Here is a 23,152-nt window from a genome sequence, read left to right on the forward strand (position 1 = left end):
ATGGATTGTGATGGTGAATTGCTGTGAAGCTGAGGCCAATCCGCCCGGCCGGCGGCATAACGTGTCCGCTGGCGCTTTGCTCACCACCCATCGTCATCGGCATGAATTTGTACTGACGGTTTGCGGTAACCTATTAGTTGCCGTTCCTTGGCGGGGAGGGGAGCGGCAGGTGGTGTAATCGCGATTTGCCCCAGAATTTCAAGTTTTGAGGCGAACTGCTCCGCCACAATCTCGGAATTCGCCTTCGCCCTGTTCAGCCGCTTTTCGCCCTTTACAATTCGGGGGGACGGATAGCCGTCAGCGTCTCGAATCGCCTTCTCCTTTGCGGCAGGCAAGAATCCGTTCTTCGCCTTATCGACCCTCTGCTCACGCGCAAGAGCCACTGTCATCTTGTTTATGTAGGAGTGCAACCACTGCGGCGAATCTTGATACTGCCTCTTGCCTCGCTCCGTCATCTCCAAGAGAGAAATTGAACCGTCTGGTTGTTCCCAGGCGAGAATCTCGTCCGTTTCCGCAAATTTGTAAATGGTGACGGGCGGGCTTACTGTTTTGTCGTGCGGCCCACTATTCCATTGCTCGTAATGACGAGTGAGCAGGTCTGACCGATATTTGGCCTTCCCTACTGTCACAACACCGTTGGTAACGGTAACTTCGACTCTCTCGAGAAGATTTTTATATAGCAGAGACGGGGGCCACTCATATGTGGCATCTCCTCGGTCTTGGTTTCGATTCCAAAGGAATATAGCTTTGGGGTTGGGGCGGATGCCTCCCCTTAACATGTCGCCGGTAAGCAGGTGGCTTACATTTGTGTAAAGGTTGTAGTCACTGATTGCGCACAGTAATAGCCGCATGAAGACGTCATACTCGATTTTCGCCAGTGCTTCAGCCGCCCTGTGCTTGTCCTGGTCTCGAATGGACTTGGTTCTCTTATATCCACCCTGAAGTTCAGAGAGCCTGCCTTCGAAGATGCCGTTAACGTTCTCAACGACAGATTTACCCTTTGCCTCCCTCGGTCGCGTTAGCAGGCCATCGACGCGGATTCTTTCGGTGACTGCTTGCGTTACCTTCAAGGAGATGCCAGGGCCGCGGTCGAAAAAAGCCTGCTCACACACCCCATACACAAAGCCGCCTAGTTCCGGAACTCCGTAACGCATTAGCCTAGTTTCCTTTGGTGTAAATGCATTGAATAGGCAATGTTTGTAAGCGAACCCGTTTTCTTTGCCGAGCCATGCATACCAACCGACTACAGCACGACTTGCTCGGTCCACAGCTAGAAGAACGTTCGGTTTTCCTACGTGCTTGAGTTTGTTCTCGGGCTGGCCATAGAGGAGCTCGATATTAAACTCCATGCCGTCGAAGTCGTAGATATCTATCACGCCGTGAGTTAGGTCTTCGGCGTGTCCTCGCTGGCCGGCGAACCTGTTCTTCCAATCCAAATCGCCAAGCTTCTCCCGCTTCATCTCGAACTCGCTAATGATTTCCCTGCCATGCCGTAGAAAGAGAGACCGCTCGGGTAGCTTTTCAGGCGATATAGGATAGGAAACAATCTCGCCGCTATCGCTTCGATTCTTCGCTACTAATCTCAGCAACAAAACCTCGTATGCCTCCGACACACTTTTATTGCCAAGCGCATATTGTTCCCATAACACCTGCTTCCAAATCCTCAGGTAATATTTGGACATACCTCTCCCCTTGAACTTCGTGTTTGGGTTCAAGAGGACGTTGGCGTTCGGCGCGCCCACCTTATTCGTTGTAATGCCTAAGCGCGAGACTCCGGGGCCGCCCTTGAATCCGTCAAGTGACATTAGCGCGTTGGGGTGCGCGCCGTAGTAGTAGTAACGGGTCAATAGCATGCGAATGCGTGGCTCTTTGACGCCGGCGACTTTCGCCGCTTCCTTTATGTACTTCGCGCGAGCCGTTGCATCAGTCACCAAAGCATCGCCTGCGTCGTCAACTATCCAGGCAATCATGTTCCACTTGAGCGCGGTCGCCATCCGCGTCTCCGAGTCTAGTTCTTCGGTGCGCATCCAGTCCGGGCACACAAAGTCCTCAATCTCCTGAATCACACTGCCAAACAGACCCTTATGTTTACGAAGCTCCCAGCGCTCTAGGGCGCGCGAATTCTTGGGGGGGCGACCCCCGACGCGAAGGACATACATGAACCGTCCGTCAGAAAGGATATGTCTCCAATACGTCTTATGTCTGCCACGGCCAACACGTTCAAGAAGAGCCATTCGGCGAAAGCCGAGAACAGGATTGCTCTCGCTCTCGAGGGCGGCACCGTTCGTAGGCTGTAGAGGATTGGTCATGGTAGCGTACTCGTGAACGATGGACTATTGAAGGAGACAAAGTGGTTCGGATATGCGCAAAGGAAAGCGGTGGTCAAGCCACAGGTATCCCAGGAATACAGCTACCGCAAGGAGCCGATAGGAGTCGTCTCGGTCGAACCCAAGTCTTTTACCAATCATCGGCAGCGTGCGGTCCAATGGTCCTCGTGCGTTGCTTCTCTTGATTGCTTGGGCAAGAGCATGAGCGTGTTCCATTCGGGATTGGATGTCAGTCCACAGGAGCCAGCTCTTCAGCAGAAGATAGTTCTCGTGCTCAATGTCGGGGACGGTAAATTCATCCATTATTTCGTGGGTACCTCCCCAGACCCATATGGCACTTGCTTCGCGTTCGTGGCGGGCCACGACGGCGCCGCCGGAAATCAATGCTCGTGGCTTCGCTGAGACACCGTGGTACGTCAGGTAAGGCAACCCTGGTATCGCGAGAGTCAACATGAAATCAATTGTCATGACTTTATTTTTCGGGAATCGCTTTCCGGCGGAGTAGTACCGCTGGTATTCCTCCCGGTCCCAAGATGGATACTGCGTTCTACACTCGACGACGAATGGGCACATGTCGAAGTAGCTACGAAGTCTTGCTTCCAGAAGTGAGTGGCACACCTGCATACAGCCTGTCTTGACGCTGTACCAGTTGCCCGAAACACCCGTCCGCCCATCCCTCGCCTTCTTCCAACACTCGAAATCCTTCCCGGTAGTTATGCCTCTCGGGTCTCGCTCTGGTACGCGTACCGGCCACTCCAGCACCGGCCGGCCCTTAAGCTCCCGCAGTCGAAACCCACGGCTACCCTCAACTCCAGTCGCCGTGTCTACCGGCGCCACTTCACGCTTTCTAGAACCAGGCGAGGAGATGAACGGCAGACTTCCTTCGTCACCTAGGTAGATGCTCTTCCTTCGCACCATTTTTGAATCTTCCGATAAAGACGTTTAAGCTGTGTGGGGCTGAGGTTCGCAGGCGTGATATTTCTGTCGAACGGAGCATTGGGAGAGAGCGAGAAAGCGTGTTCAAGAAGCAAACTGGCTCTTCGAATGCTCCACGCCGGGCTTGATTCCACGCACTCGTCGAGAGCTCTTTGCGTATTTGTGAGCATGTCTAGCGTCGCGCGCCTCGCACTGGTGAGTGAGTGGCCTTGTAACAGGCGTCGCTTAGTAAGCCGAAAGGGAGCGGCTGCGTGCAAGAGTGTATCGCGTCGTGCGTACACGTGAGCCGCAAGTGAACGGTCAAGCTGTGCACGCTCGGTATCGAAGCGCGAGGTCCCACGAGAGGTGAATGGCCTAGGCGGAAAAACCTTATCCAGCCACTCTCTGTCAAAACGGAGCAGAAACTTGTATGCCACGGAGCACGCGCCGGGCGTACGTCCAAATACGCTTCTGGTGAGAGTGGTACCGGTTCGTATGGCTTCCAGAGCTTGGCACCGGGACTGCGTGCGCATCTCGGCGAGTTCTATGGCGCTCATCCGGTCCCATTTGGCATACGAGTCCGGCCTGCCCAAACGTCTTCTAACCACCTTTCCCGACACGTCGCGGTACAGAGATGGTTCCAATTTGGCCGGATTGGGATTTCTTGCTGCGTCAATAAAGTTATTAAGACTGCCAAACAGACCAGAAATTAGAATGATATTTTGGACAGGGTTCCTGAAAAGCTGTTGTCCAGCGACCGCGGCGCGGAAAGCAGTTCGTCTTCCGGTGCAAATCTGATGAGCATCTAGGGTGTCTTGTCCAATTCGTTGAGCCAATAGTTTTTGAAGTCGCATAACTCCACGCGGCCCTCCGTGCCCAAATTCTTTGGCACGGTTTGCGACGGCTAATAGAATCTGGTCATGTCCTAGAACTTCAAAGGAAGGGTCAGTAAGTATCTGGCCTGCCATCTGGGCAATACGAGACTCGGCTGTGCGCTCCTCGGCCGTCCTAAGGACATGCACGGGGGTTAAATTGCCGCCGCACGCGCACCGAGTGCTTGGGAGCCACGCGCTTAACGATTCCCGAAATCCCGACGCACATGTTGTGCAGTATGTGTACAGCGGCTCGGAATGGATTGGACACATCGCGATGCCCGGCACTAAATGGCTTGTCCGCCAATGGAACTGACCTGACTTGGCATCCTCATTAAGACAGGCCAGACACACAGCCCGGTTCCAGCGAGCGGAGATTCCGTACGGGAGCAGACCGCAAGTGGCAGCGATGCCACGTACCGAACTGCCAAGGAAATGGGTCCGTAGAGAGGCTGCAGCAAAGTCTGGCAAGAATGGTCGAAACAAGGGGTACAGAGTGTGCTCGCGTAGTAGTGTCTCGGCCGGCGGCACGCCAGGATGTAGTAGCGAGGCGAGCTTTTCCAATCCCGACGGAAGTACCCAGCCGGCCCGATGCCCAGGCTTATCCATAAGTTCCATCGTCATCCTATTACCTCCACGCGTTGCAAAAGCTGTGAGGCGAGCGGTGTAACCGGTGATGCTTTCTCCTACTAGAATTCGAGGTTTTGCGAGAAAAAATCCGACTGCGGGTGATACTGCTTCCATGGTGCTTCTATTGCTCCTGCAACTGCGTGATGCTGTTCGTCGCTCGTTATCGACGTAAGTGAAGAAAGGCGTACTCCAGCCCGTTTGGCAAAGCGCCACATTGGCATAGGAGTTTCATGTATCGTCATGGCGCGCAGCCACGTTACGCGGCGCCGAACAAACGCGACGTGTGATTCCGGGAATATGCGTTCACGGTCTTCCCGCCTCGACTGAAAATGGAGCAACGCGTACTCGGACAGCCCGGTTAGCGCTTGCATTCGGTACGCGCTACCTCTAATCGGGGCCTTTTCTGCGGCCTCGCACTTTTCGACTGCTGCTGATAGTGATTTGGCGGCTAGGACAAGAAGTTGTTCGGGCTGCGCTGTCTTACGGCTCTTCGGGAGCTGGAGGCGGCGCGGAGAGTGTTTCGCTAGCCATTCCCTGTCATGACGATAGAGGTAGGTCCATTCAGCGGGACACTGACTGCGCATGGCCTTTGCCGTTAGAGTCGGATGCCGCCTTAGCATATCCAACCAAATGCTCCTTGCCGTTTGCAGCCTTTGCTCCGAGCGTTTTGCAGCTGACAGTGCCTGGACTTCGCCGCTAGAAGCAGCAATGCGGTAGACCGTCGAGAGGGAAACACGACACATTGCTGCGACTTGGCCAGCCGGGATGCCGCTGCATAAGCAGTGCGCAATCTGCTCTCTGTCAGGCCCAAAAATGCGCTTAGGCCGCCTTCCTACATGAAGACCGTGTCGCCTGGCGACTGTGATAAGCGTGTAAGGACTCTTTCCTAGCAATTCCGCTGCTTGCCGTATCGAAGTCGATTGGCGTAGTACGTCAAGCTGCTCACTCAGTTCTGAATGTGAGTGCCGCTCGCGCTCGCGCTTACGTGCTGTAGGCGAGCTATTGTGGACAGTGTTCTCCGTATCGTCGGCAATCCATCTAAATAGAACGCACCAGACGGGATGCAGATTCCTATCGGTGCGGAGCAATGCGCGCAGCGCAGCTTCCGCATAGCGAGTAGCCGAGCAGAGTAAGCGAAGCCGCTCGTCGTCGAAGGCGTCGTCAAACTTCTTGTGAAATACCTTAAGTAGACCGGATAGGGCACAGCGGCCGTGCTCATCAATCCAGCGCCGGTCTGCGAGTTGACGAAGCAGGTCGAGGCGATGATATTTCGATGAGTGCCAGTTGTTGCCAATGCACTCGGCCGAACGCTCGGCAAACTCATGAACCAACAGCTTGCTTCCTCGATGCCGGGAGCGACATTGATGGTCGTATAAACGGAACTTCCCTTCCGCCGGGAAGAGTGGTGTGCGGTGCCAAGGGCATACGTGCACGAACGGTGCGCAATGTTGCCGGTACGCGAAGATAAACCCGCGTTTTTTCAGGTTAAAGTCATCGCAATCGACGCAATGCAGACACTCCTGCTCAGACGAGTTGAAATATAGCGGCAAGCGAGCGGGACGAAGGGGGCCGCGGGTTTCTTTTATGAGGCGGCGCCGGAACTCGGCTGCCCGCTCTGGTGCAAGCCCACAAGCAAAAAAATCGAACAGAGTGTGTTTACTGAGGATGGAATCCTCGTCCCCAAACGCATATGAAAAGACGTGGCACACACTGGAAATCGACGTAGGAAGTGTGTCCAAAAACGCGCCGGTGCGGTTTAGCAGGCGAAGGCACTCGAGCTGTAGCGAACTTCCGAAACAATAGGACGCTGTCCTCTCAAGAAGACTGTTCAAAGTCTCGTCTTTTGGAAAGGGCGGTATCATGAGATGGCTTCTATTCACGGCTCATGCTCCTCTTGGAAGGCGCGCGGTAAACATTCGCGCCAACTCTGCACCCGGGGTGTCGCTGAAGGCTTCGAATGGTAGGTAGTCGCCGTGTGCGTATAGGTCCTCTTTTCTGGGTACTACCAGACTTTCTTGAAACGATGCCAAGACCGAAAGCGGCTCTTTGAAGCGGCGAAGCCTGACATCCAAGATGTCGGTGACGGTTGACCGAGTTCCCGTGATAGGGAGCCGGGGGTCGTAGACATTCGCATGATGGAGCGCATTGAACGCTTCCGTGAGAATCCGCATGTTCCCGCGCGACACACACCACATCAGGTCAGGTAGGTACTCAGGAATCGGGATGCTCGGGTCATGGAGACCTAATCCCCAGAATGACTTACAGCAGGCTTCCCAACTGGTGCCGGGAGGCTCCAGGTCCCAAGATTCATGCCCGCCTGAGCCGAAGTTTGCTAGGGTGCTGCCGCCGCGCGTAATGACCTGAAGAGCGGGATAGGTACACGAAAGGATGGTTGGAATTCCGCTGTGCCTCTTGAGAGTTGAGAGAAAGTCCAGGATTTCTCGAAACTCGCCACGTAGCGACCGCAAGCACATTCCGTCAACCACCAGCAGGCCCAGGTTCAGGAAGATGCACGTCGCAATCGCGACGCTGGAGCCTCGACGCCCGGTCATGTTCGCAAACACGGCTTCACTTGTTTGGGAGGACCCTAGTTCGGCAATCAAGGCGTCTCTAAAGTTGGCGAGTAGTCCCGCCAACGTTCCGCAATCAGGCCACCGTAGCGTGAGCATTGGCAGGAAGATGAACTCGGCTGGAGCTATACCTTTTCCATGCAAGCGCACGGGCTGCAGGCCGACAAGGAACCGGAGTCGATGAAGCAGGGCTGACTTGCCAGACCCGGACGGTCCAGCCAGGATAACGCCCGGTCCGCTTAGCCCTCCCAAGTAGTCAGGCATCGGCTTGAGCCGGCCCCCGTGCATAACGTCGGCCTGTCCGTAGTAAAAACGGGCGTAGCGAGGGTTCTCCGGATTGCGCAACGCTAAGGAAGCCCGAACTTGTGCAATGACCCGTTGAGCAAATCGGGCTCCTTCAGTATTGGCCCGATAGGTCATCGGCAAGCAAGCAAGGGCTGCTACTTTCTGTTCCGGTGTCAAGCAGTCAGTGTTTTCAAATTGCGGGACGGCACGATTGCGCAGGCGAGCCCGCAACTCAGTCTCCGGTAAGACCGGCGGCACATAGCCAATTAAGGGGTTCTCGCCAGAGTGAGTTTCTGGTGAAAACTGCGGGCCAGCGAGAAATGCAGGGGATGGCGCCTCTTGTTGGAGAGGCAACCCATGAGGGCTGGGAAGTGTCAGGCCGCTCGGAGAGTGGCTGATGCGGTCCGTGGCCGTGCCCCTCAGGACGAGGTCGGGTTCAGCCATGTGCATCCCCTAAGCTGCTATGGGAGCCAGGTCCAGCTGGTTTCAGAGGCTTTTCACGGGGCACCCAGGCTGAGTACGCCGTAGCTCCGAGTCGAACCGATGCAGGTTGGTCAGGAGCTTTCGTTCTGGCTGTGCCATGTTGCAGTAGGCGTAGTATGGGCCGCGCCGTCTGCTGTTGTTGGGATTCCTGGGCGTAGCAGGAGGACGTCGAAGGTCGCCTGCCAAATAGTTGTAAAAGAGTTAAACGCATGTTGTCGAAGCGCGAGTTGGTCCGCACCGCGACCGTACGGATACGGGCGGCAGTTGACGCCCGGCGCTCCTCATGCAACACTACGCTTCTGACTTCGGCGTGTCGCAAGGCGCACCGGGAAAAGAGGCGGGGCGGCAACCCTGCCTCTTTTTCGTTTACGGCTCTATTTCAAAATATTTCTTTTAGGTACGTTCGTCCTTCTCCTTCACCTAAAAAGCACATATACTGGCTGTTTACTTTGCCGTAGCTAAAAACTCTTAAAATTCAAAGGCTTACGTCGGCAAGACGTCGGATTTTAGTCGAGCTTTATCCATGGCGCAAGAAAGATTGCGCTGGAGTCAGCGTCCAAAATTCTCCGTATAGAAATGCCAAGCCAGCGCAAGGGCCCGAGTAGCGCTAGAGCGCACACGTATTTGCACTGCTATATGCGTTACCATCATTCTTATCTCCCTTGCGCCGTTATCAAAAACGATAACACCATTAACCGCTGGCTCAAGGATTGCGCTTACTCAATGATTGATTTCACATGGATTGGCACGTTGAGGCCCGTCGCACGCTAAGAGCTGAACTAGTGCGAAGAGGCGTATCCGTAGAAGAACTATCGATACGCCTAGCTCATTTTGGAGTGAAGGAATCGCCGCAATCCCTGGCGGTGAAAATCTCCCGCGGCCGATTCCAACTTGCATTCTTTCTTCAATGCATGGCAGTAATCGGTGGCGGCACAGTGACGATTACCCTTCCACCTGCGCACTCTGGATAAGCTCGCTACAAGCCATCTAATCCAACTACAACAGCAGTAATGACCCCAAGTGAAGGTTTGGACCGATTGAGGTGGGGGTATTAGGCGGTGTCAAAGCGAAGTGCCCAGGTGCGCAAAGCAAAACCGCTTCGCGCCAATAACTACGGGGCTTTGAGAGGGGCGTGACCCCGGCAAAGAAGCACTGCCGAAGCGATGCGCGAAGCATTTCTGTTCGCGCATCGCACTGGGCGCCCCCGCCAGCCCGCAATCACTCGACCGTCACCGACTTGGCCAGATTGCGCGGCTTGTCCACGTCCGTGCCGCGTGCCAGCGCGGTGTGATACGCCAGCATCTGCAGCGGCACCACGTGCAGGATCGGCGACAGCATGCCGTAGTGCTCCGGCAGGCGGATCACGTGCACGCCCTCGCTCGACGAGATGCGGGAATCGGCATCGGCAAACACATACAACTGGCCGCCGCGGGCGCGCACTTCCTGCATGTTCGACTTCAGCTTCTCGATCAGCGCGTCGTTCGGGGCCACCGTCACCACCGGCATTTCCTGCGTCACCAGCGCCAGCGGGCCGTGCTTGAGTTCGCCCGCCGGATAGGCTTCCGCGTGGATGTAGGAAATTTCCTTGAGCTTGAGCGCGCCTTCCAGCGCGATCGGGTAGTGCATGCCGCGGCCGAGGAAGAGCGCGTTTTCCTTGCGCGAGAATTCCTCTGCCCAGGCGATGATCTGCGGCTCCAGCGCCAGCACGGCGGTGACCGCGGCCGGCAGGTGGCGCATCGCCTTCAGGTGCGCCGCTTCCTCTTCTTCGCTCAGGCGGCCGCGCACCTGCGCCAGCGACAGCGCCAGCAGGAACAGCGCGGTCAGCTGGGTGGTGAAGGCCTTGGTCGAGGCGACGCCGACTTCCACCCCCGCGTGCGTGATGTAAGCAAGTTTGCACTCCCGCACCATGGCGCTGGTGGCGACGTTGCAGATCGTGAGGGTATTGAGCATGTCCTGCGAACGCGCGTGCTTGAGCGCGGCCAGGGTGTCGGCGGTCTCGCCGCTCTGCGAGATCGTCACCACCAGCGCATTCGGATTCGGCACGCTCTCGCGATAGCGGTATTCGCTGGCGATCTCCACGTTGACCGGAATCTTCGCGATCGCCTCGATCCAGTACTTGGCGGTGACGCCCGCATAGAAGCTGGTGCCGCAGGCGAGGATCAGTACCGAGTCGATCTTCTTGAAGATGTTGTAGGCCTTGTCGCCGAACAGCTCGGGCATCACGGCGGTCACGCCCTCGAGCGTGTCGGCGATCGCGCGCGGCTGCTCGAAGATTTCCTTCTGCATGTAGTGGCGGTAGGGTCCGAGTTCGGCGGCACCGGTGTGGGCATGCACGGTACGGACTTCGCGCTCGGCGGGGCGGCCGCTGCCGTCGACGATCCAGTAGCGCTGCAGCTGCAGGTCGACCACGTCGCCTTCCTCCAGATAGATGATCTGGTCGGTGGTGCCGGCCAGCGCCATCGCGTCCGAGGCGAGGAAGTTCTCGCCCTTGCCGACGCCGACGATCAGCGGCGAGCCCTGGCGCGCGCCCACCACCCGGTGCGGCTCGTCGCGGCAGAACACCGCGATCGCGTATGCGCCGTGCAGGCGCTTGACCGCCTGCTGCACCGTCTCGAACAGGTCGCCGGTGTACATGCTGTCGACCAGGTGGGCGATGACCTCGGTATCGGTCTGGCTTTCGAATACATAGCCGGCGGCGCTCAGTTCGGCGCGCAGCTCGTCATGGTTTTCGATGATGCCGTTGTGGACCAGCGCGATGCGCTCGCGCGAAAAATGCGGATGGGCGTTGTGCGACGCCGGCGCGCCGTGCGTCGCCCAGCGGGTATGCGCGATGCCGGTAAAACCGGACAGGCCGGCTTTCTCCACCTGGCTTTCCAGGTCGGCCACGCGCGAGGTGCTGCGCGAGCGGGTGAGGGCGCCGTCGACATGCAGCGCCACGCCGCAGGAGTCATAGCCGCGGTATTCGAGCCGTTTCAGGCCCTGCAGCAGGATGGGGGTGATATTGCGTTGCGCGACCGCGCCGACGATGCCACACATGGAGTTCTCCCTGGAACCGGATGAAGATGCCCCAATGCTAGAAGAGAGGAAATGAAAGAAGCTTGCGAAATTTCATGAGAAGTGACGGATGATTTCACGTCTCCTGCTCAATGCAATATAATTTCAGAAAATGAGGTGAAACTTTACGGAGAATTCGTTTTGACCGAAGAGGCGTTGCTTTTGGATGATCTGGATCGAAGAATTCTGCAGGCCTTGCAGCAGGATGCGTCGCTGACCAACAACGACCTCGCCGCCGCCGTCCATGCCTCGCCGCCCACCTGCCTGCGCCGCGTCAAGCGGCTGACCGAGACCGGCGTCATCACGCGGCGGGTGGCCATCCTGGCCGCGGAAAAGATCGGGCCTTCGCTGACCGCGATCGTCGAAATCACGCTCGACCATCAGGGAGCGGAAAGGCTGACGGAGTTCGAGGCGCTGGTCGCCGGCGAGGCGGCGGTACTGCAGTGCTACCGCGTGTCGCCGGGTCCGGATTTCGTGCTGGTGGTGCAGGTGGCCGACATGCCGGCCTATCACGCGTTCGCGCACCGGGTGTTTGCCGCGCATGCGAATGTGCGCAATGTGCGCACATTCTTTTCCGTCCATCGCAGCAAGTTCGAAACCCGGGTGGCGGTCTAGGACTTCTTTTGCTTGACGGGCCGCGTCCAGCCCTCGATCGTGGTCTGGCGCGCGCGCGAGACGGTCAGCTTGCCCTCCGGCGCGTCCTTGGTCAGGGTGGTGCCGGCGCCGAGCGTGGCGCCCTTGCCGACCCGTACCGGGGCCACCAGCTGGGTATCGCTGCCGATGAAGGCGTCGTCCTCGATGACGGTGCGGAATTTGTTGGCGCCGTCGTAGTTGCAGGTGATGGTGCCGGCGCCGATATTCACGCGCGAGCCGACGTCGGCGTCCCCCACATAGGCGAGGTGGTTGGCCTTGCTGTGCGCGTCGACCTTGCTGTTCTTGACTTCGACGAAGTTGCCGATGTGGACATCCTCGCCGAGTTCGGTGCCGGGACGCAGGCGCGCATAGGGACCGATCACCGATTGCGGGCCGACGACGGCATCCTCGATATGGCAGAACGGCTGTATCTTCGCGCCGGCTGCGATCCTCGCATTGCGGATCACGCAGTGCGCGCCGATGCTGGCGCCGTCGCCCAGTTCCACCGTGCCCTCGAATACGCAGTTGACGTCGATGCTGACATCGCGGCCGGCGCTGAGCGAGCCGCGCACATCGATACGCGCGGGGTCGGCCAGGGTCACGCCCTGTTCCAGCAGTCGCACCGCGATATTGCGCTGATGGATGCGCTCCAGCTCCGCCAGCTGCACCTTGCTGTTGACGCCCAGGGTTTCCCAGACGGCCGCCGGCTGCGCGGCGACCACCGGCACGTCATCGGCCACCGCGCAGGCGACGATGTCGGTCAGATAGTATTCCTTCTGCGCGTTGTCGTTGGACAGGCCGGCCAGCCACTTGCGCAGCTGCGGGGTGGGCGCCACCATGATGCCGGTGTTGACCTCGCGGATCGCGCGCTGCTGCTCATCCGCGTCCTTCTGCTCGACGATGCCGACGATGCGTCCGTCGCGCCGCAGGATGCGGCCATAGCCGGTCGGGTCCTCGAGCTCAACGGTGAGTATCGCCAACTTATTTCCGCCGGCACTGTCCAACAGTTGCCGGAGCGACTGCCCGCTTGTCAGAGGGACATCGCCGTACAGCACCAGGGTCGGCACATCGTCGCGCAGATGCGGCAGCGCCTGCATGACCGCATGCCCGGTACCGAGCTGCGGTTCCTGCCTGGCGAATACCAGGTCATCGGCGCGCATCGCCTCCGGCACGGTTTCGCCGCCGTGGCCGTAGATCACGCACAGGGTCGAGGGGGACAGGGCACGGGCGGTATCGACGACATGAGAGAGCAGCGGTTTGCCGGCGAGGGGATGAAGCACCTTCGGCAGGGCGGACTGCATGCGTTTGCCCATGCCGGCGGCGAGAATGACAACGTTCATAGGACACCAGTTGAAGTAATGCAAAATCTTAACACGCCCGTCTTTCGCGGCCACCTGGCCCGGCTCTGCCTGCTGCTGCTGCTGGGCCTGCTCGCCGGCTGCAGCGCGCTGCGTTTCGGCTATGCCAACGGCGACACCTTCCTCTACTGGTGGCTCGACGGCTACGTGGATTTCACCGACGCGCAGAAGCCCTGGGTCAAGCGCGACATCGATCAGCTGCTGGCGTGGCACCGAAAGACCCAGCTCCCCGACTACGCCCGGCTGCTCGCCGGCGTGCAGCAGAAGCTCGCGAGCCAGGCCAGCGCCGACGAGGTGCTGGCGGAGTACGCGCAGATCAGGAAGCGGGCCGACGTCGCGATCGAACGGGCGCTGCCGCACCTGACCGAACTCGCGCTGTCGCTCGAGCCGGAACAGATCGCGCACCTCGAGCGAAAGTTCGCCTCCAATAACGACAGCTATCGTAAAGAGTACCTCCGGGGCAGCGTTGAGGACCGTCAACGGCTGCGTTTCAAGAAGGTAATGAAGCAGGCCGAGTACTGGTTCGGCAATTTCAGCGACGAGCAGGAGGCAAGGATACGGGCCGCATCCGACGCCCGGCCGCTCGACAACGAGATCTGGCTCGCCGAACGGCAGCGCCGGCAGCAGGAAATGCTGAAGATGCTGAAAAAGCTGCGCGCGGAGCAGCCCTCAAGAGAGGCCGCGCAGGCGATGCTGCGCGACTATGCGCAGGCCAGCTTCGACAACTTCACCTATGCCGAGCACCGGCAGTTCTTCGACGGTACCCGCCAGGGCATGGCCGAGATGATCGCCACCATCATCAACATCGCCACCCCGCAGCAGCGCGAACACGCGTCGCAGCGGCTGCAGAAGTGGATAGACGACAGCCGCGCCCTGGCGGCCAGGTAAGCGCGGTCAGTCGTCCAGGCCGGCGAACCGGATCACGCCCGCCGACGGCGGCGCGCACGGCTCTTCGTCGAAGGCGATGTCGCCCTCCGGCGATGCGACCCCGGTGGCCTTGAGTCCGGCGAAGTCGAACAGCTTCGCATCCATCAGATGCGAGGGCGCCACCGTCGACAGCGACGCGAAGATGTTCTCCACGCGGCCGGGATGCTTCTTTTCCCATTCGCGCAGCATGGCCTTGATCTGCTTGCGCTGCAGGTTCTCCTGGCTGCCGCACAGGTTGCAGGGAATGATGGGGAACTGGCGCACCTGCGCAAAGCGCTCCATGTCCGCTTCCTTCACATAGGCCAGCGGGCGGATCACGATGTGCTTGCCGTCGTCCGACTGCAGCTTGGGCGGCATGCCCTTGAGCTTGGCGCCGAAGAACATGTTGAGGAAGAAGGTCTCCATGATGTCGTCGCGGTGATGGCCGAGCGCGATCTTGGTCGCGCCCAGCTCATCGGCGACCCGGTACAGGATGCCGCGGCGCAGCCGGGAGCACAGCGAGCAGGTGGTTTTCCCTTCCGGGATCACGCGCTTGACGATGCTGTAGGTGTCCTGGTTCTCGATATGGAAGGGCACGCCGATCTTCGTCAGGTAGTCGGGCAGCACGTCGGCCGGAAAGCCCGGCTGCTTCTGGTCGAGATTGACGGCCACGATGTCGAAGTGGATCGGAGCGCGCTCGCGCAGGGTCAGCAGGATGTCGAGCAGGCCGTAGCTGTCCTTGCCGCCGGAGAGGCAGACCATCACGCGGTCGCCGTCCTCGATCATGTTGAAGTCGCCGATCGCCTGGCCCACGAGGCGGCACAGCCGCTTGTGGAGCTTGTTGTTTTCATAGGCGATCTTCTCGGCCTGCTTTGCGCCCGGGGCGTCCTGCCGGATGGCCTGTTCCATCAGTTTTTCCTCGCTCATGACTTGACCCGGAAGACTTCGACGCCGACGCTGTCGCAGTCGGGATAGACATCGGGCTTTTCGGTCGACACCCGCACTGCGCGCACCTTCGGATGCGCAAGCATGGCGCGCGCCACGTCGTCGCACAGGGTTTCCTGCAGATGGATGTGGCCTTCCGCCATCCTCCTGGCGATGGTGTCGCGCATGAAGTCGTAGTCGACCACCTCGTTCAGGTGATCGTGTTGCGGCGTCGAGTCGGCCAGCGGAATGAAGAGATCGACATTGACCAGCACGCGCTGCTCGCCTTTCTTTTCGAATTCATGGACGCCGATGTTGATCATCACCTCGTAGTTGCGGAGGAACAGGCGCCGGCAATCGGCGAGGCTGGGATGGGAGAGTGCAGAAAGCATGATTTCTCGGGTTTATTTGGCAAGGAACATCACGTCCCGTTGCAGGGGAATCAGGTGCTGGCCGCCGTCGACCAGCAGGGTGGTGCCGGTGATGGCCGGCGCCTCGGCGAGGAAGCAGACCGCGTCGGCCACGTCCTCCGGTGTGCTCGAGCGTCCGAGCGGCGTGAGCCGATGCGCCTTGGCGAAGCCTTCCTCGGTCTGGTCGCCGGACACCAGGGTGATGCCGGGAGCGACGCCGACCACGCGCAGCTTCGGCGCCAGGGCCTGGGCCAGCATCACGGTGGCGGTCTGCAGCGCCGACTTGGACAGCGTGTACGACAGGTAATCGGGATTCAGGTTGAACAGTTTCTGGTCGAGCAGGTTGATCGCCACCGCCCGCGCATCGTCCGGGGTGGCGGCGTGCAGCGCCTGGGCCAGCAGGATGGGCGCCGCGAGGTTGGCATGCATGTGGCGATCGAGCGAGGCGACGGAAAAACTGCCGGCATCGTCCTGCTCGAACAGCGATGCATTGTTGACCACGCACCCGACCGGGCCGAGCGCGGCCTTTACTTCCGCCAGCAGGGATCTGGCCTGCGCTTCGTCCGCGAGGTCGCAGCCGAATGCCTGTGCGCGCCGGCCGAGGGCCTCGATCTCTTTCACCGTCGCCGCCGCCTCCTCCGCCGAACGCCCGTAGTGGACCGCCACATCCCAGCCCCGCCGCGCCAGCGCGAGCGCGATCGCGCGCCCGATGCGCCTGGCGGCGCCGGTCACGAGTGCAACTTTTCCTGCCTGCTTGGTCATGGTTTATCCGGATGGTCTGTCAGGCGGCGTACAATGCCTGCCGCCGGCCGCTTTCGACGATATTGAACATGCAACTGCAACTGCCCGAACCCTCGCCGGAGGCGCTTGCCGCCTCGCATTCCCTGCAAGCCCTCATTGCCCGGCACATCAGGCAGGGCGGCGGCTGGATCAGCTTCGCGCAATACATGGAACAAGTGCTGTACGCGCCCGGGCTCGGCTACTACAGTGGCGGGGCGGCAAAACTCGGCAAAGACGGTGATTTTACAACCGCCCCCGAGATCACGCCGCTTTTTGGCGCCACGCTCGCCCGGCTTGCCGCCGATCTGTTCGCCCGGACCGGGCCGCGCATCCTGGAATTCGGCGCCGGCACCGGCCGGCTCGCTCACGACATCCTTACCGAACTGCGCGCGGCGGGCGTCGCCGTCGACAGCTATGCGATCGTCGAGCTGTCCGGCGAGCTGCGGGCGCGGCAGGAGCAAACGCTGCGGGACTTCCCGGAGGTGCGCTGGCTCGACCGCATGCCGGAAGCGTTTTCCGGCGTCGTGCTGGGCAACGAAGTGCTGGACGCAATGCCGGTCAGCCTGGTGGTCCGCACCGCCGACGGCTGGGCCGAGCGCGGGGTTGCGCTCGGCGGCCAGGGCTTCGTCTTCGAGGACCGGCCCTGCGACCCGGCCCTGGCCGCGCAGATTCCGGACCAGCACGGTCTGGCGCCGGGTTACCTGACCGAGGTGCATCCGGTGGCCGCCGGCTTCATGCGTTCGCTGGCCGCCATGCTGACGGCGGGACGCGCGCGCGACGGCAAGGGCGGCGTCGCGCTGCTGATCGACTACGGTTTCCCCGCGCACGAGTACTACCATCCGCAGCGCCGCCAGGGCACGCTGATGTGTCATTACCGCCACCACGCCCATCCCGACCCCTTCTATCTGCCCGGCCTGCAGGACGTGACCGCTCATGTCGATTTCACCACGATGGCGCTGGCGGCCAGCGGCGGCGGACTCGATCTGCTCGGCTACACCAGTCAGGCGGCCTTTCTGCTCGGCGCCGGCATCGGCGACCTGCTGCTGCGCACGCCGCCCGAGGACGCGATGCGCTATCTCCCGCAGGCCAACGCGATGCAAAAACTGATCTCGCCGGCCGAGATGGGGGAATTGTTCAAGGTGCTGGCGGTCGGAACCGGGGCCGAGCTGCCCGACGCGCTGTTGCGCGGCGACCGCAGCCACCGGTTATGATGATGCTCGCGGCCGCCGTCCGGCACCGCCGACAAACCTGCAGGCTTGCGCATGTTCCGCTGGATTCTCACCATTTTCATCGCCCTGATGCTTTTCTCCGCCGCCCTGCCGTGGCTGGAAAAGCTCGGCGTCGGCCGCCTGCCGGGCGACGTGCGCTTCACCCTGTTCGGACGCACCATCTTCCTGCCGTTCGCCTCCACGCTGCTGCTGTCGCTGCTGGTGCTGGCGCTCGGCCGCTTGCTGCGCTGAGCGCACGGGGGCGAACATGATCCGCTGGGTGGTCGCCATCTTCCTCGCGCTGCTCGTCTTCTATCCCTTGCTGCCCTTCCTCGACCGGCTGCGGGTCGGCCGCCTGCCGGGCGATGTCCGCTTCCGCCTGCGCGGCGTGGTGATGTGCCTGCCCTTCGGCTCGGCGGTGCTGTGGTCGGCCGTCTTCTTCCTGCTGGCCGAACTCGCCAGCCTCGCGGGCTACGGCTAGCTTTACGCCGCCACAACGCACGCCGGACGGAACTGCGGTAACTTGGAGCCCCCGGCTTTGCCGCATTCCCCCGCGCCGCATGCATCCGACCCTGGAAGAACTTCGCGCCCGCTACGGCGAGCGCCATAAATGGCTGGTCCTGCTGACCGTGATGATCGGCACCATGGCCTCCATCCTGTCTTCCACCATCGTCAACGTCGCCGTGCCCGACCTGAGCCGGCATTTCAGTCTCGGCCAGGAGCGCGCGCAGTGGGTCTCGGCCGGATTCATGCTGGCCATGACGCTGTCGATGCTGACCACGCCCTGGCTGCTGCTGCGCTTCGGACTGCGTCGCACTTATACCGGCAGCATCCTGCTGCTGCTCTTCGGCGGCCTGGTCGGCGGCTTTTCCGTCAACTATCCGATGCTGCTCGCCATGCGCGTGGTCGAAGGGCTGGCCGCCGGCGTGCTGCAGCCGATTCCTTCCATCGTCGTGCTGCGCGCCTTCGACCGCGGCGAACAGGGCAGGGCCATGGGCATCTTCGGCTTCGGCGTGGTGCTGGCGCCGGCGATCGGCCCCAGCGTCGGCGGCTTTCTGGTCGAGCTGTTCGGCTGGCGCTCGATCTTCTTCGTGGTGGTGCCGTTCTGCCTGCTGGTGCTGTTCATGGTGCGCCGGCTGCTCGCGGTGAATTCGCCGATGCAGGGTGAGGCCCGCCCGCTCGACCGCGTGGGACTGCTGCTGGCCGCGATCGGCATCACCTGCCTGCTCAACGGACTGGTCCACCTGCACGACGGCTGGGCCGAGGCCGCGGCGCTGCTCGTGCCGGGCATCCTCGCCACCCTGGCCTTCATCTTCTGGCAACTGCGAAACCCCGCCGGCCTGATGAACATGCAACTGTTCTCGCACCGTCAGTTTGCGATGGGGGCGATGGTCGCCTTCATCTACGGCGCCGGCCTGTTCGGCTCCACCTATCTGTTCCCGGTCTACATGCAGATGGCGCTGCACTATTCGCCGTCGGAGGCAGGCGTGGTGCTGCTGCCCGCCGGCGTCGTGCTCGGTTTCACCATCGTCGGCGCCGGCCGCCTGACCGACCGCGTCGCGCCCTATCTGCTGGTCTCCGCCGGCCTGGCCCTGCTGGCGCTCTCCTTCGCCCTGATGGCGTTCGGCACGCGGGGCACCGGCTACCTCGCCCTGCTGGGCATCGCCATCCTCGGGCGCGTCGGTCTCGGCTTTGTGCTGCCCGCGCTGAGCCTCGGCGCCATGCGCGGCCTCGGCGTCGACCTGGTGGCACAGGGCTCGAGCATCATCAACTTCATGCGCCAGCTCGGCGGCGCCATCGGCGTCAGCGTGGTCGGCATCGTGCTGGAATGGCGACTGGCCGCAGGGTCGCCCGTGCAGGCCTTCGGCGAAACCTTCATGCTGGTGGCCGCCCTGTGCGCTCTGGCGATCCTCGCCGCCTGGCGCATGCGCCAGTCCGACAAATCCTGAACGCGCTTGCATTTCCTCCGGGCAATGGTATGTTGCAGTCTGAAGCACCCGGCCGCCAGGGATCGGCGGTGACGACCCGCGCCTCCAGCACATGTCCTCTCTACGAAGCTTGACCGCGCTGATCATCGAGCCTCATTCCGGCATGCGCGCCAATCTGCACGGCATGCTCAACCTCTGCGGCATCGCCAGGATCGACCACGCCGTCAGCGCCGGCGCGGCCATCCGGCCGCTCAAGAACCGCTCGTACGACCTGATCGTCTGCGAATACGACCTCGGCGACGGCCAGGACGGGCAGCAGCTGCTGGAAGACCTGCGCCACAACAAGCTGATTCCCTTGTGGACCGTCTTCATCATCGTCACCGCCGAGCGGATGTATGAAAAGGTCGTCAGCGCCGCCGAACTCGCGCCCAACGACTACATCCTCAAGCCCTTCACCGCCGACACGCTCACCGACCGCATCGCGCGCGCAATCGAAAAGCGCGCCGCCTTTCTGCCCGTCTATCACCTCATGGAGCAAGGCAACCTGGAAGAGGCGATCAGCACGTGCCGCCAGGGCGAGGATAAGCACCGCCGGTACGCGATCGACTTCATGCGCCTGCGCGCCGAACTGCATGTGATCCGCGGCGAAGCCGACGCCGCCCAGGCCATCTACCGCGAACTGATCGAGACCCGGGCAGTGGCATGGGCACGCCTTGGCCTGGCGCGGACGCTCTTCATGCAGAACCGCTTCGGGGAAGCCGAGATGCTCCTCAGCGCATTGGTGGAAGAGAGCGGCAAGTACATGGACGCCTACGACTGGCTCGCCCGCACGCGCGAGGCGACCGGGCAGCTGGAGCAGGCGAAGGAAACGCTGGCCGCGGCCGTCGCCGTTTCGCCGCACGCGGTGCGGCGCCTGCGCAGGCTCGGCGACCTCGCACTCGAAACCGGCGACATCGCCACTGCCGAGGAATCCTTCCAGAAGGTGGTGGCCAAGGCGAGATTCTCGGAATTCCGCGACCCCGAGGATCACGTGCGCCTCGTCCGCACCCTCGTGAAAAAGGGCGATACCGAACAAGCCTCGGCCATCATTCGCGACATGGAGCGCTCGCTCGGCCATCTGCCCAAGACGGGCGCCTGCCGGGCGTTGTCCTCCGCGCTGGTGCGCGACCGGCTCGGCAATGCGCAGCAGGCCGTGGAAGACCTGAACGGCGCCGCGGCCGCCTGCCGCACCACAGACGGCATTTCGGACGACATGAAGCGGGAGCTGGCCCGGTACTGCCTGCAGCATGCGCTGGACGAGCATGCGGCCGACATCATGCGCGACGTAATGAGCAATGCCGCCGACGATGCCGCGATGGCGCGTGCCATGAGCGTGTTCGAACAGGCCGGGCGGGACGAGCTGGCGCAGACCGTCGCCGGGGAAAGCCGCCGCCAGGTGGTGGAACTCGTGACGGGCGGAGCGGACCGTGCACGGCAGGGCGATTACCAGGGCGCCGTCGATCTCATGTCGGCGGCCGCGCGCAAGCTGCCGGACAACCCGCAGGTCGCTTTCAACGCCGCCGTCGCCGTGCTCAAGTACCTGGAAAACTGCGGCTGGGAGCCGAGACTCGGCGAACAGTGCCGCGCCCACATCGACGCGGCGCGCCGGCTAAGTCCCGGCAATCCGCGCCTGTCCCTTCTCGACGACCTCTACCAGGGCATCCTGAGGAAGTACGGCATTCGCCCCGGGTCCGGCTGATTTAGGCGCCGAAAAACGTTTCCAGTAGTTCCGGCGGCCGCGCCACCACCGCCCGCCCCCGATAGACGACGATGGGCCGCTGCAGCAGCTCCGGGTGGCTGGCCAGCGCCGCCAGCAGGACGCTGTCGTCGGCCTCGCCGAGCCGCAGCGACGCATAGCCTTCTTCGTTGTCGCGCACCATCCTGCGCACACCCCCGACCAGCGATTGCAATTCCGCCAGCTCCTGCGGCGACGGGGCGTCCTGAGGTACTCGATGACTTCGACGGGAACCCCTTCCCGGCGCCCGTATGCCTCCACCAGCGCCAGCGCGGCGCGCGATTTTGAGCAGCGGGGATTGTGATAGATTTTCAGCATTGTCTTGTCGATTTCGAAAGTCGGCCCGCCATTCTAGCCTCGGCGTCCTAGTCGATTGAACCTGCAGCCAGGAAAGTCTGTCTCACGCGCCATGTCCGAAGAAAACGATTCCCTCATCAAGTCCGCCGCCGTTCCGACCGTCGATGCAGGCCATGGATTTACGCCGCGTACCCAGGAGACGCCATGGGCGACCGCGACCCGCATCGTCTCGGCCCGCATGCGCGCGCTGTCCGACCGCGTTCTGCGCCGCATTACCCAGCGCACCCTCAAGATCGGTGTCTCCGCCCGCATCTTCCACCCCGAACCCGGCGCCAAGGGCCTGCGCAGCAAGACCCTGCAGTACCTCGAAGAGTCGATCGCCCAGTGGGTGATGTCCCGCGACGTGCTGGTCTTCATGATCCCGACCGTCAATGCCAGCGGCATGCTCCATCCCAGCAATATCCGCCTGCGCGATTACGCGAAGCACCTGGACGGACTGGTGCTGCAGGGCGGTGCGGACGTCTCGCCCCAGACCTATTCCGAGAACGCCACCCGCCCCGAATGGAGCGGCGACCGCGCGCGCGACGTCTATGAGCTGGAGCTCCTGCACGAGTTCGTCGAGGCCGGTAAACCCGTGCTCGGCATCTGCCGGGGTTGTCAGCTGATCAACGTCGCTTTCGGCGGCACCCTCTACCAGGACATCGCCTCAGACGTGCCGACGGCGATCGAGCACGTCAACGACCTGTACGACAGTCATTACCACCTGATCCACTTCCCCCTGGGCTCCAGCCTGAGCCGGCTGTTCCCGTCCCGACCCGAGGCGCTGGTGAACTCGATCCACCACCAGGCGGTCAAGGACCTCGGCCGCGACCTGGTCGTGGAAGCGGTCTCCGGCAAGGACAACATCGTCGAAGCCATCCGCTACCGCAAGGCCCGGTTCGTCATGGGCCTGCAGTGGCACCCGGAATTTCACCGGCCCGGCAGCGGCGACCTGCTGGATTGCACGCCCATCCTCGACGACTTCCTCGCGGCGGCCCGTGAAACACGCTTTTAAACCACGCAGAACCAAAAAAGTACCCTGCAAACACTTTTTGCTGTTGACAAGGCGGGGTCATTAATCTATAGTCTGCGGTTCCCTGCGGAGGGGTGGCCGAGTGGTTAATGGCAGCAGACTGTAAATCTGCCCTCTTACGAGTACGCTGGTTCGAATCCAGCCCCCTCCACCAGCAGGAAGATGTGCGCGGCTGAAGCAGAGAAGTCCTTGCGGGTGTAGCTCAATGGTAGAGCTGAAGCCTTCCAAGCTTACGACGAGGGTTCGATTCCCTTCACCCGCTCCAGTTTCAGGTTGGACGCATTCTCAGTGCGGACACCAGATGCCCTTGTAGCTCAGTGGTAGAGCACTCCCTTGGTAAGGGAGAGGCCACGTGTTCAATCCACGTCAAGGGCACCAGTTTTCTAGTTTCATCCAAATGCAAGACAGTCGGGCACGTGCCTGGACATTCTCATCAAATCGTTAGGAGTCGAAAATGGCAAAAGGCAAGTTTGAGCGGACCAAACCGCACGTGAATGTGGGCACGATCGGTCACGTTGACCATGGCAAGACCACGCTGACTGCTGCAATCGCAACCGTTCTGTCGGCCAAGTTCGGCGGCGAGGCGAAGAAGTACGACGAGATCGACGCGGCACCGGAAGAGAAGGCACGCGGCATCACGATCAACACCGCGCACGTCGAGTACGAGACCGCCGGCCGTCACTACGCTCACGTTGACTGCCCGGGTCACGCCGACTACGTCAAGAA

The 23,152-nt window shown here is 61.3% G+C and carries 20 protein-coding genes, 3 tRNA genes and 1 pseudogene; 13 read left to right on the top strand and 11 right to left on the bottom strand.

Annotated features, from left to right (window positions below; all coding sequences use genetic code 11):
• Positions 1-80 precede the first annotated feature (80 nt).
• From NCCP691_RS09765 to NCCP691_RS09785, 5 genes are all read right to left on the bottom strand, one after another.
• Entirely contained in the window at positions 81-1,994 is a 1,914-nt protein-coding gene (locus tag NCCP691_RS09765; protein ID WP_220808074.1) for a TnsB C-terminal domain-containing protein, read from the bottom strand.
• Between the two features lie 339 nt (positions 1,995-2,333).
• On the bottom strand, positions 2,334-2,795 hold the full coding sequence (locus tag NCCP691_RS09770; RefSeq protein ID WP_220808075.1) for a PDDEXK family nuclease: 462 nt from the start codon (positions 2,793-2,795) through the stop codon (positions 2,334-2,336).
• 422 nt (positions 2,796-3,217) lie between these two features.
• A complete protein-coding gene (locus tag NCCP691_RS21615) occupies positions 3,218-4,858 on the bottom strand; it encodes a TniQ family protein (protein ID WP_220808076.1) in 1,641 nt (546 codons plus the stop codon).
• Complete coding sequence (locus NCCP691_RS21620; RefSeq protein WP_373870345.1) at positions 4,804-6,606, bottom strand: TnsD family Tn7-like transposition protein; 1,803 nt, start codon at positions 6,604-6,606, stop codon at positions 4,804-4,806. The genes NCCP691_RS21615 and NCCP691_RS21620 overlap by 55 nt, the downstream gene beginning before the upstream one ends.
• A gap of 21 nt (positions 6,607-6,627) precedes the next feature.
• On the bottom strand, positions 6,628-8,043 hold the full coding sequence (locus NCCP691_RS09785; RefSeq protein WP_220808078.1) for a hypothetical protein: 1,416 nt from the start codon (positions 8,041-8,043) through the stop codon (positions 6,628-6,630).
• A 776-nt stretch (positions 8,044-8,819) separates the two neighbouring features.
• Here NCCP691_RS09785 and NCCP691_RS09790 point away from each other — a divergent pair.
• Positions 8,820-9,053 carry a DUF6471 domain-containing protein gene (locus NCCP691_RS09790; protein WP_220808079.1) on the top strand — a complete coding sequence of 78 codons (234 nt, stop codon included), beginning with the start codon at positions 8,820-8,822 and terminating at the stop codon, positions 9,051-9,053.
• A 247-nt stretch (positions 9,054-9,300) separates the two neighbouring features.
• Here the strand turns inward: NCCP691_RS09790 and glmS are convergent, their stop codons facing one another.
• A complete protein-coding gene (glmS, locus tag NCCP691_RS09795) occupies positions 9,301-11,118 on the bottom strand; it encodes a glutamine--fructose-6-phosphate transaminase (isomerizing) (RefSeq protein WP_220808080.1) in 1,818 nt (605 codons plus the stop codon).
• Positions 11,119-11,292: 174 nt separating this feature from the next.
• Between glmS and NCCP691_RS09800 the strand changes: the two genes are divergently transcribed.
• Complete coding sequence (locus NCCP691_RS09800) at positions 11,293-11,751, top strand: Lrp/AsnC family transcriptional regulator (protein ID WP_373870340.1); 459 nt, start codon at positions 11,293-11,295, stop codon at positions 11,749-11,751.
• Here the strand turns inward: NCCP691_RS09800 and glmU are convergent.
• The gene (glmU, locus tag NCCP691_RS09805; protein ID WP_220808081.1) at positions 11,748-13,109 is read right to left on the bottom strand and encodes a bifunctional UDP-N-acetylglucosamine diphosphorylase/glucosamine-1-phosphate N-acetyltransferase GlmU; all 1,362 of its coding nucleotides are present in this window, start codon (positions 13,107-13,109) and stop codon (positions 11,748-11,750) included. The genes NCCP691_RS09800 and glmU overlap by 4 nt on opposite strands.
• Positions 13,110-13,127: 18 nt before the next feature.
• Here glmU and NCCP691_RS09810 point away from each other — a divergent pair, with 18 nt between their 5' ends.
• Positions 13,128-14,015 carry a DUF6279 family lipoprotein gene (locus NCCP691_RS09810; protein ID WP_238482385.1) on the top strand — a complete coding sequence of 296 codons (888 nt, stop codon included), beginning with the start codon at positions 13,128-13,130 and terminating at the stop codon, positions 14,013-14,015.
• Positions 14,016-14,021: 6 nt separating this feature from the next.
• On the opposite strand, the gene ttcA is transcribed toward NCCP691_RS09810, so the two are convergent.
• Genes ttcA through NCCP691_RS09825 form a run of 3 tightly spaced genes read right to left on the bottom strand, consistent with a single transcriptional unit; the run spans position 14,022 to position 16,129 of the window.
• Positions 14,022-14,942: a tRNA 2-thiocytidine(32) synthetase TtcA gene (ttcA, locus tag NCCP691_RS09815; protein ID WP_373870342.1), complete on the bottom strand. Its 921-nt coding sequence runs from the start codon at positions 14,940-14,942 to the stop codon at positions 14,022-14,024.
• A 14-nt stretch (positions 14,943-14,956) separates the two neighbouring features.
• Positions 14,957-15,349, bottom strand: coding sequence for a dihydroneopterin aldolase (locus NCCP691_RS09820; RefSeq protein WP_220808083.1), 393 nt, complete (start codon positions 15,347-15,349; stop codon positions 14,957-14,959).
• A gap of 12 nt (positions 15,350-15,361) precedes the next feature.
• Positions 15,362-16,129 (bottom strand): SDR family oxidoreductase, encoded by a 768-nt coding sequence (locus NCCP691_RS09825; RefSeq protein WP_220808084.1) that lies wholly within the window; start codon positions 16,127-16,129, stop codon positions 15,362-15,364.
• 68 nt (positions 16,130-16,197) lie between these two features.
• On the opposite strand from NCCP691_RS09825, the gene NCCP691_RS09830 reads away from it, so the two are divergent.
• From NCCP691_RS09830 to NCCP691_RS09850, 5 genes are all read left to right on the top strand, one after another.
• Positions 16,198-17,358, top strand: a complete 1,161-nt coding sequence (locus NCCP691_RS09830) for a class I SAM-dependent methyltransferase (protein ID WP_220808085.1) — start codon at positions 16,198-16,200, stop codon at positions 17,356-17,358.
• Between the two features lie 51 nt (positions 17,359-17,409).
• Positions 17,410-17,607, top strand: a complete 198-nt coding sequence (locus tag NCCP691_RS09835) for a DUF2905 domain-containing protein (RefSeq protein WP_220808086.1) — start codon at positions 17,410-17,412, stop codon at positions 17,605-17,607.
• A gap of 16 nt (positions 17,608-17,623) precedes the next feature.
• The gene (locus NCCP691_RS09840; protein WP_220808087.1) at positions 17,624-17,836 is read left to right on the top strand and encodes a DUF2905 domain-containing protein; all 213 of its coding nucleotides are present in this window, start codon (positions 17,624-17,626) and stop codon (positions 17,834-17,836) included.
• 79 nt (positions 17,837-17,915) lie between these two features.
• Positions 17,916-19,304: a DHA2 family efflux MFS transporter permease subunit gene (locus NCCP691_RS09845; protein WP_220808088.1), complete on the top strand. Its 1,389-nt coding sequence runs from the start codon at positions 17,916-17,918 to the stop codon at positions 19,302-19,304.
• Positions 19,305-19,413: 109 nt separating this feature from the next.
• Positions 19,414-21,021 (top strand): tetratricopeptide repeat protein, encoded by a 1,608-nt coding sequence (locus NCCP691_RS09850; RefSeq protein ID WP_309295116.1) that lies wholly within the window; start codon positions 19,414-19,416, stop codon positions 21,019-21,021.
• 1 nt (position 21,022) lies between these two features.
• Here the strand turns inward: NCCP691_RS09850 and NCCP691_RS09855 are convergent.
• Positions 21,023-21,375 (bottom strand): annotated as a pseudogene (locus NCCP691_RS09855) (ArsC/Spx/MgsR family protein).
• A 91-nt stretch (positions 21,376-21,466) separates the two neighbouring features.
• On the opposite strand from NCCP691_RS09855, the gene NCCP691_RS09860 reads away from it, so the two are divergent.
• The 5 genes from NCCP691_RS09860 to NCCP691_RS09880 all read left to right on the top strand — a co-directional run.
• Positions 21,467-22,408, top strand: a complete 942-nt coding sequence (locus tag NCCP691_RS09860; protein ID WP_220808090.1) for a gamma-glutamyl-gamma-aminobutyrate hydrolase family protein — start codon at positions 21,467-21,469, stop codon at positions 22,406-22,408.
• Positions 22,409-22,494: 86 nt separating this feature from the next.
• Positions 22,495-22,580 (top strand) — tRNA-Tyr (locus NCCP691_RS09865).
• Between the two features lie 37 nt (positions 22,581-22,617).
• A tRNA-Gly gene (locus NCCP691_RS09870) sits at positions 22,618-22,691 on the top strand.
• A 38-nt stretch (positions 22,692-22,729) separates the two neighbouring features.
• Positions 22,730-22,804: transfer RNA gene (locus NCCP691_RS09875), tRNA-Thr, on the top strand.
• Between the two features lie 76 nt (positions 22,805-22,880).
• Positions 22,881-23,152 (top strand): GTP-binding protein (locus NCCP691_RS09880; protein WP_238482386.1); only part of this gene is annotated, 272 nt, incomplete at its 3' end.

It is taken from the genome of Noviherbaspirillum aridicola (assembly GCF_019656455.1).
Lineage (GTDB): Bacteria > Pseudomonadota > Gammaproteobacteria > Burkholderiales > Burkholderiaceae_D > Noviherbaspirillum > Noviherbaspirillum aridicola.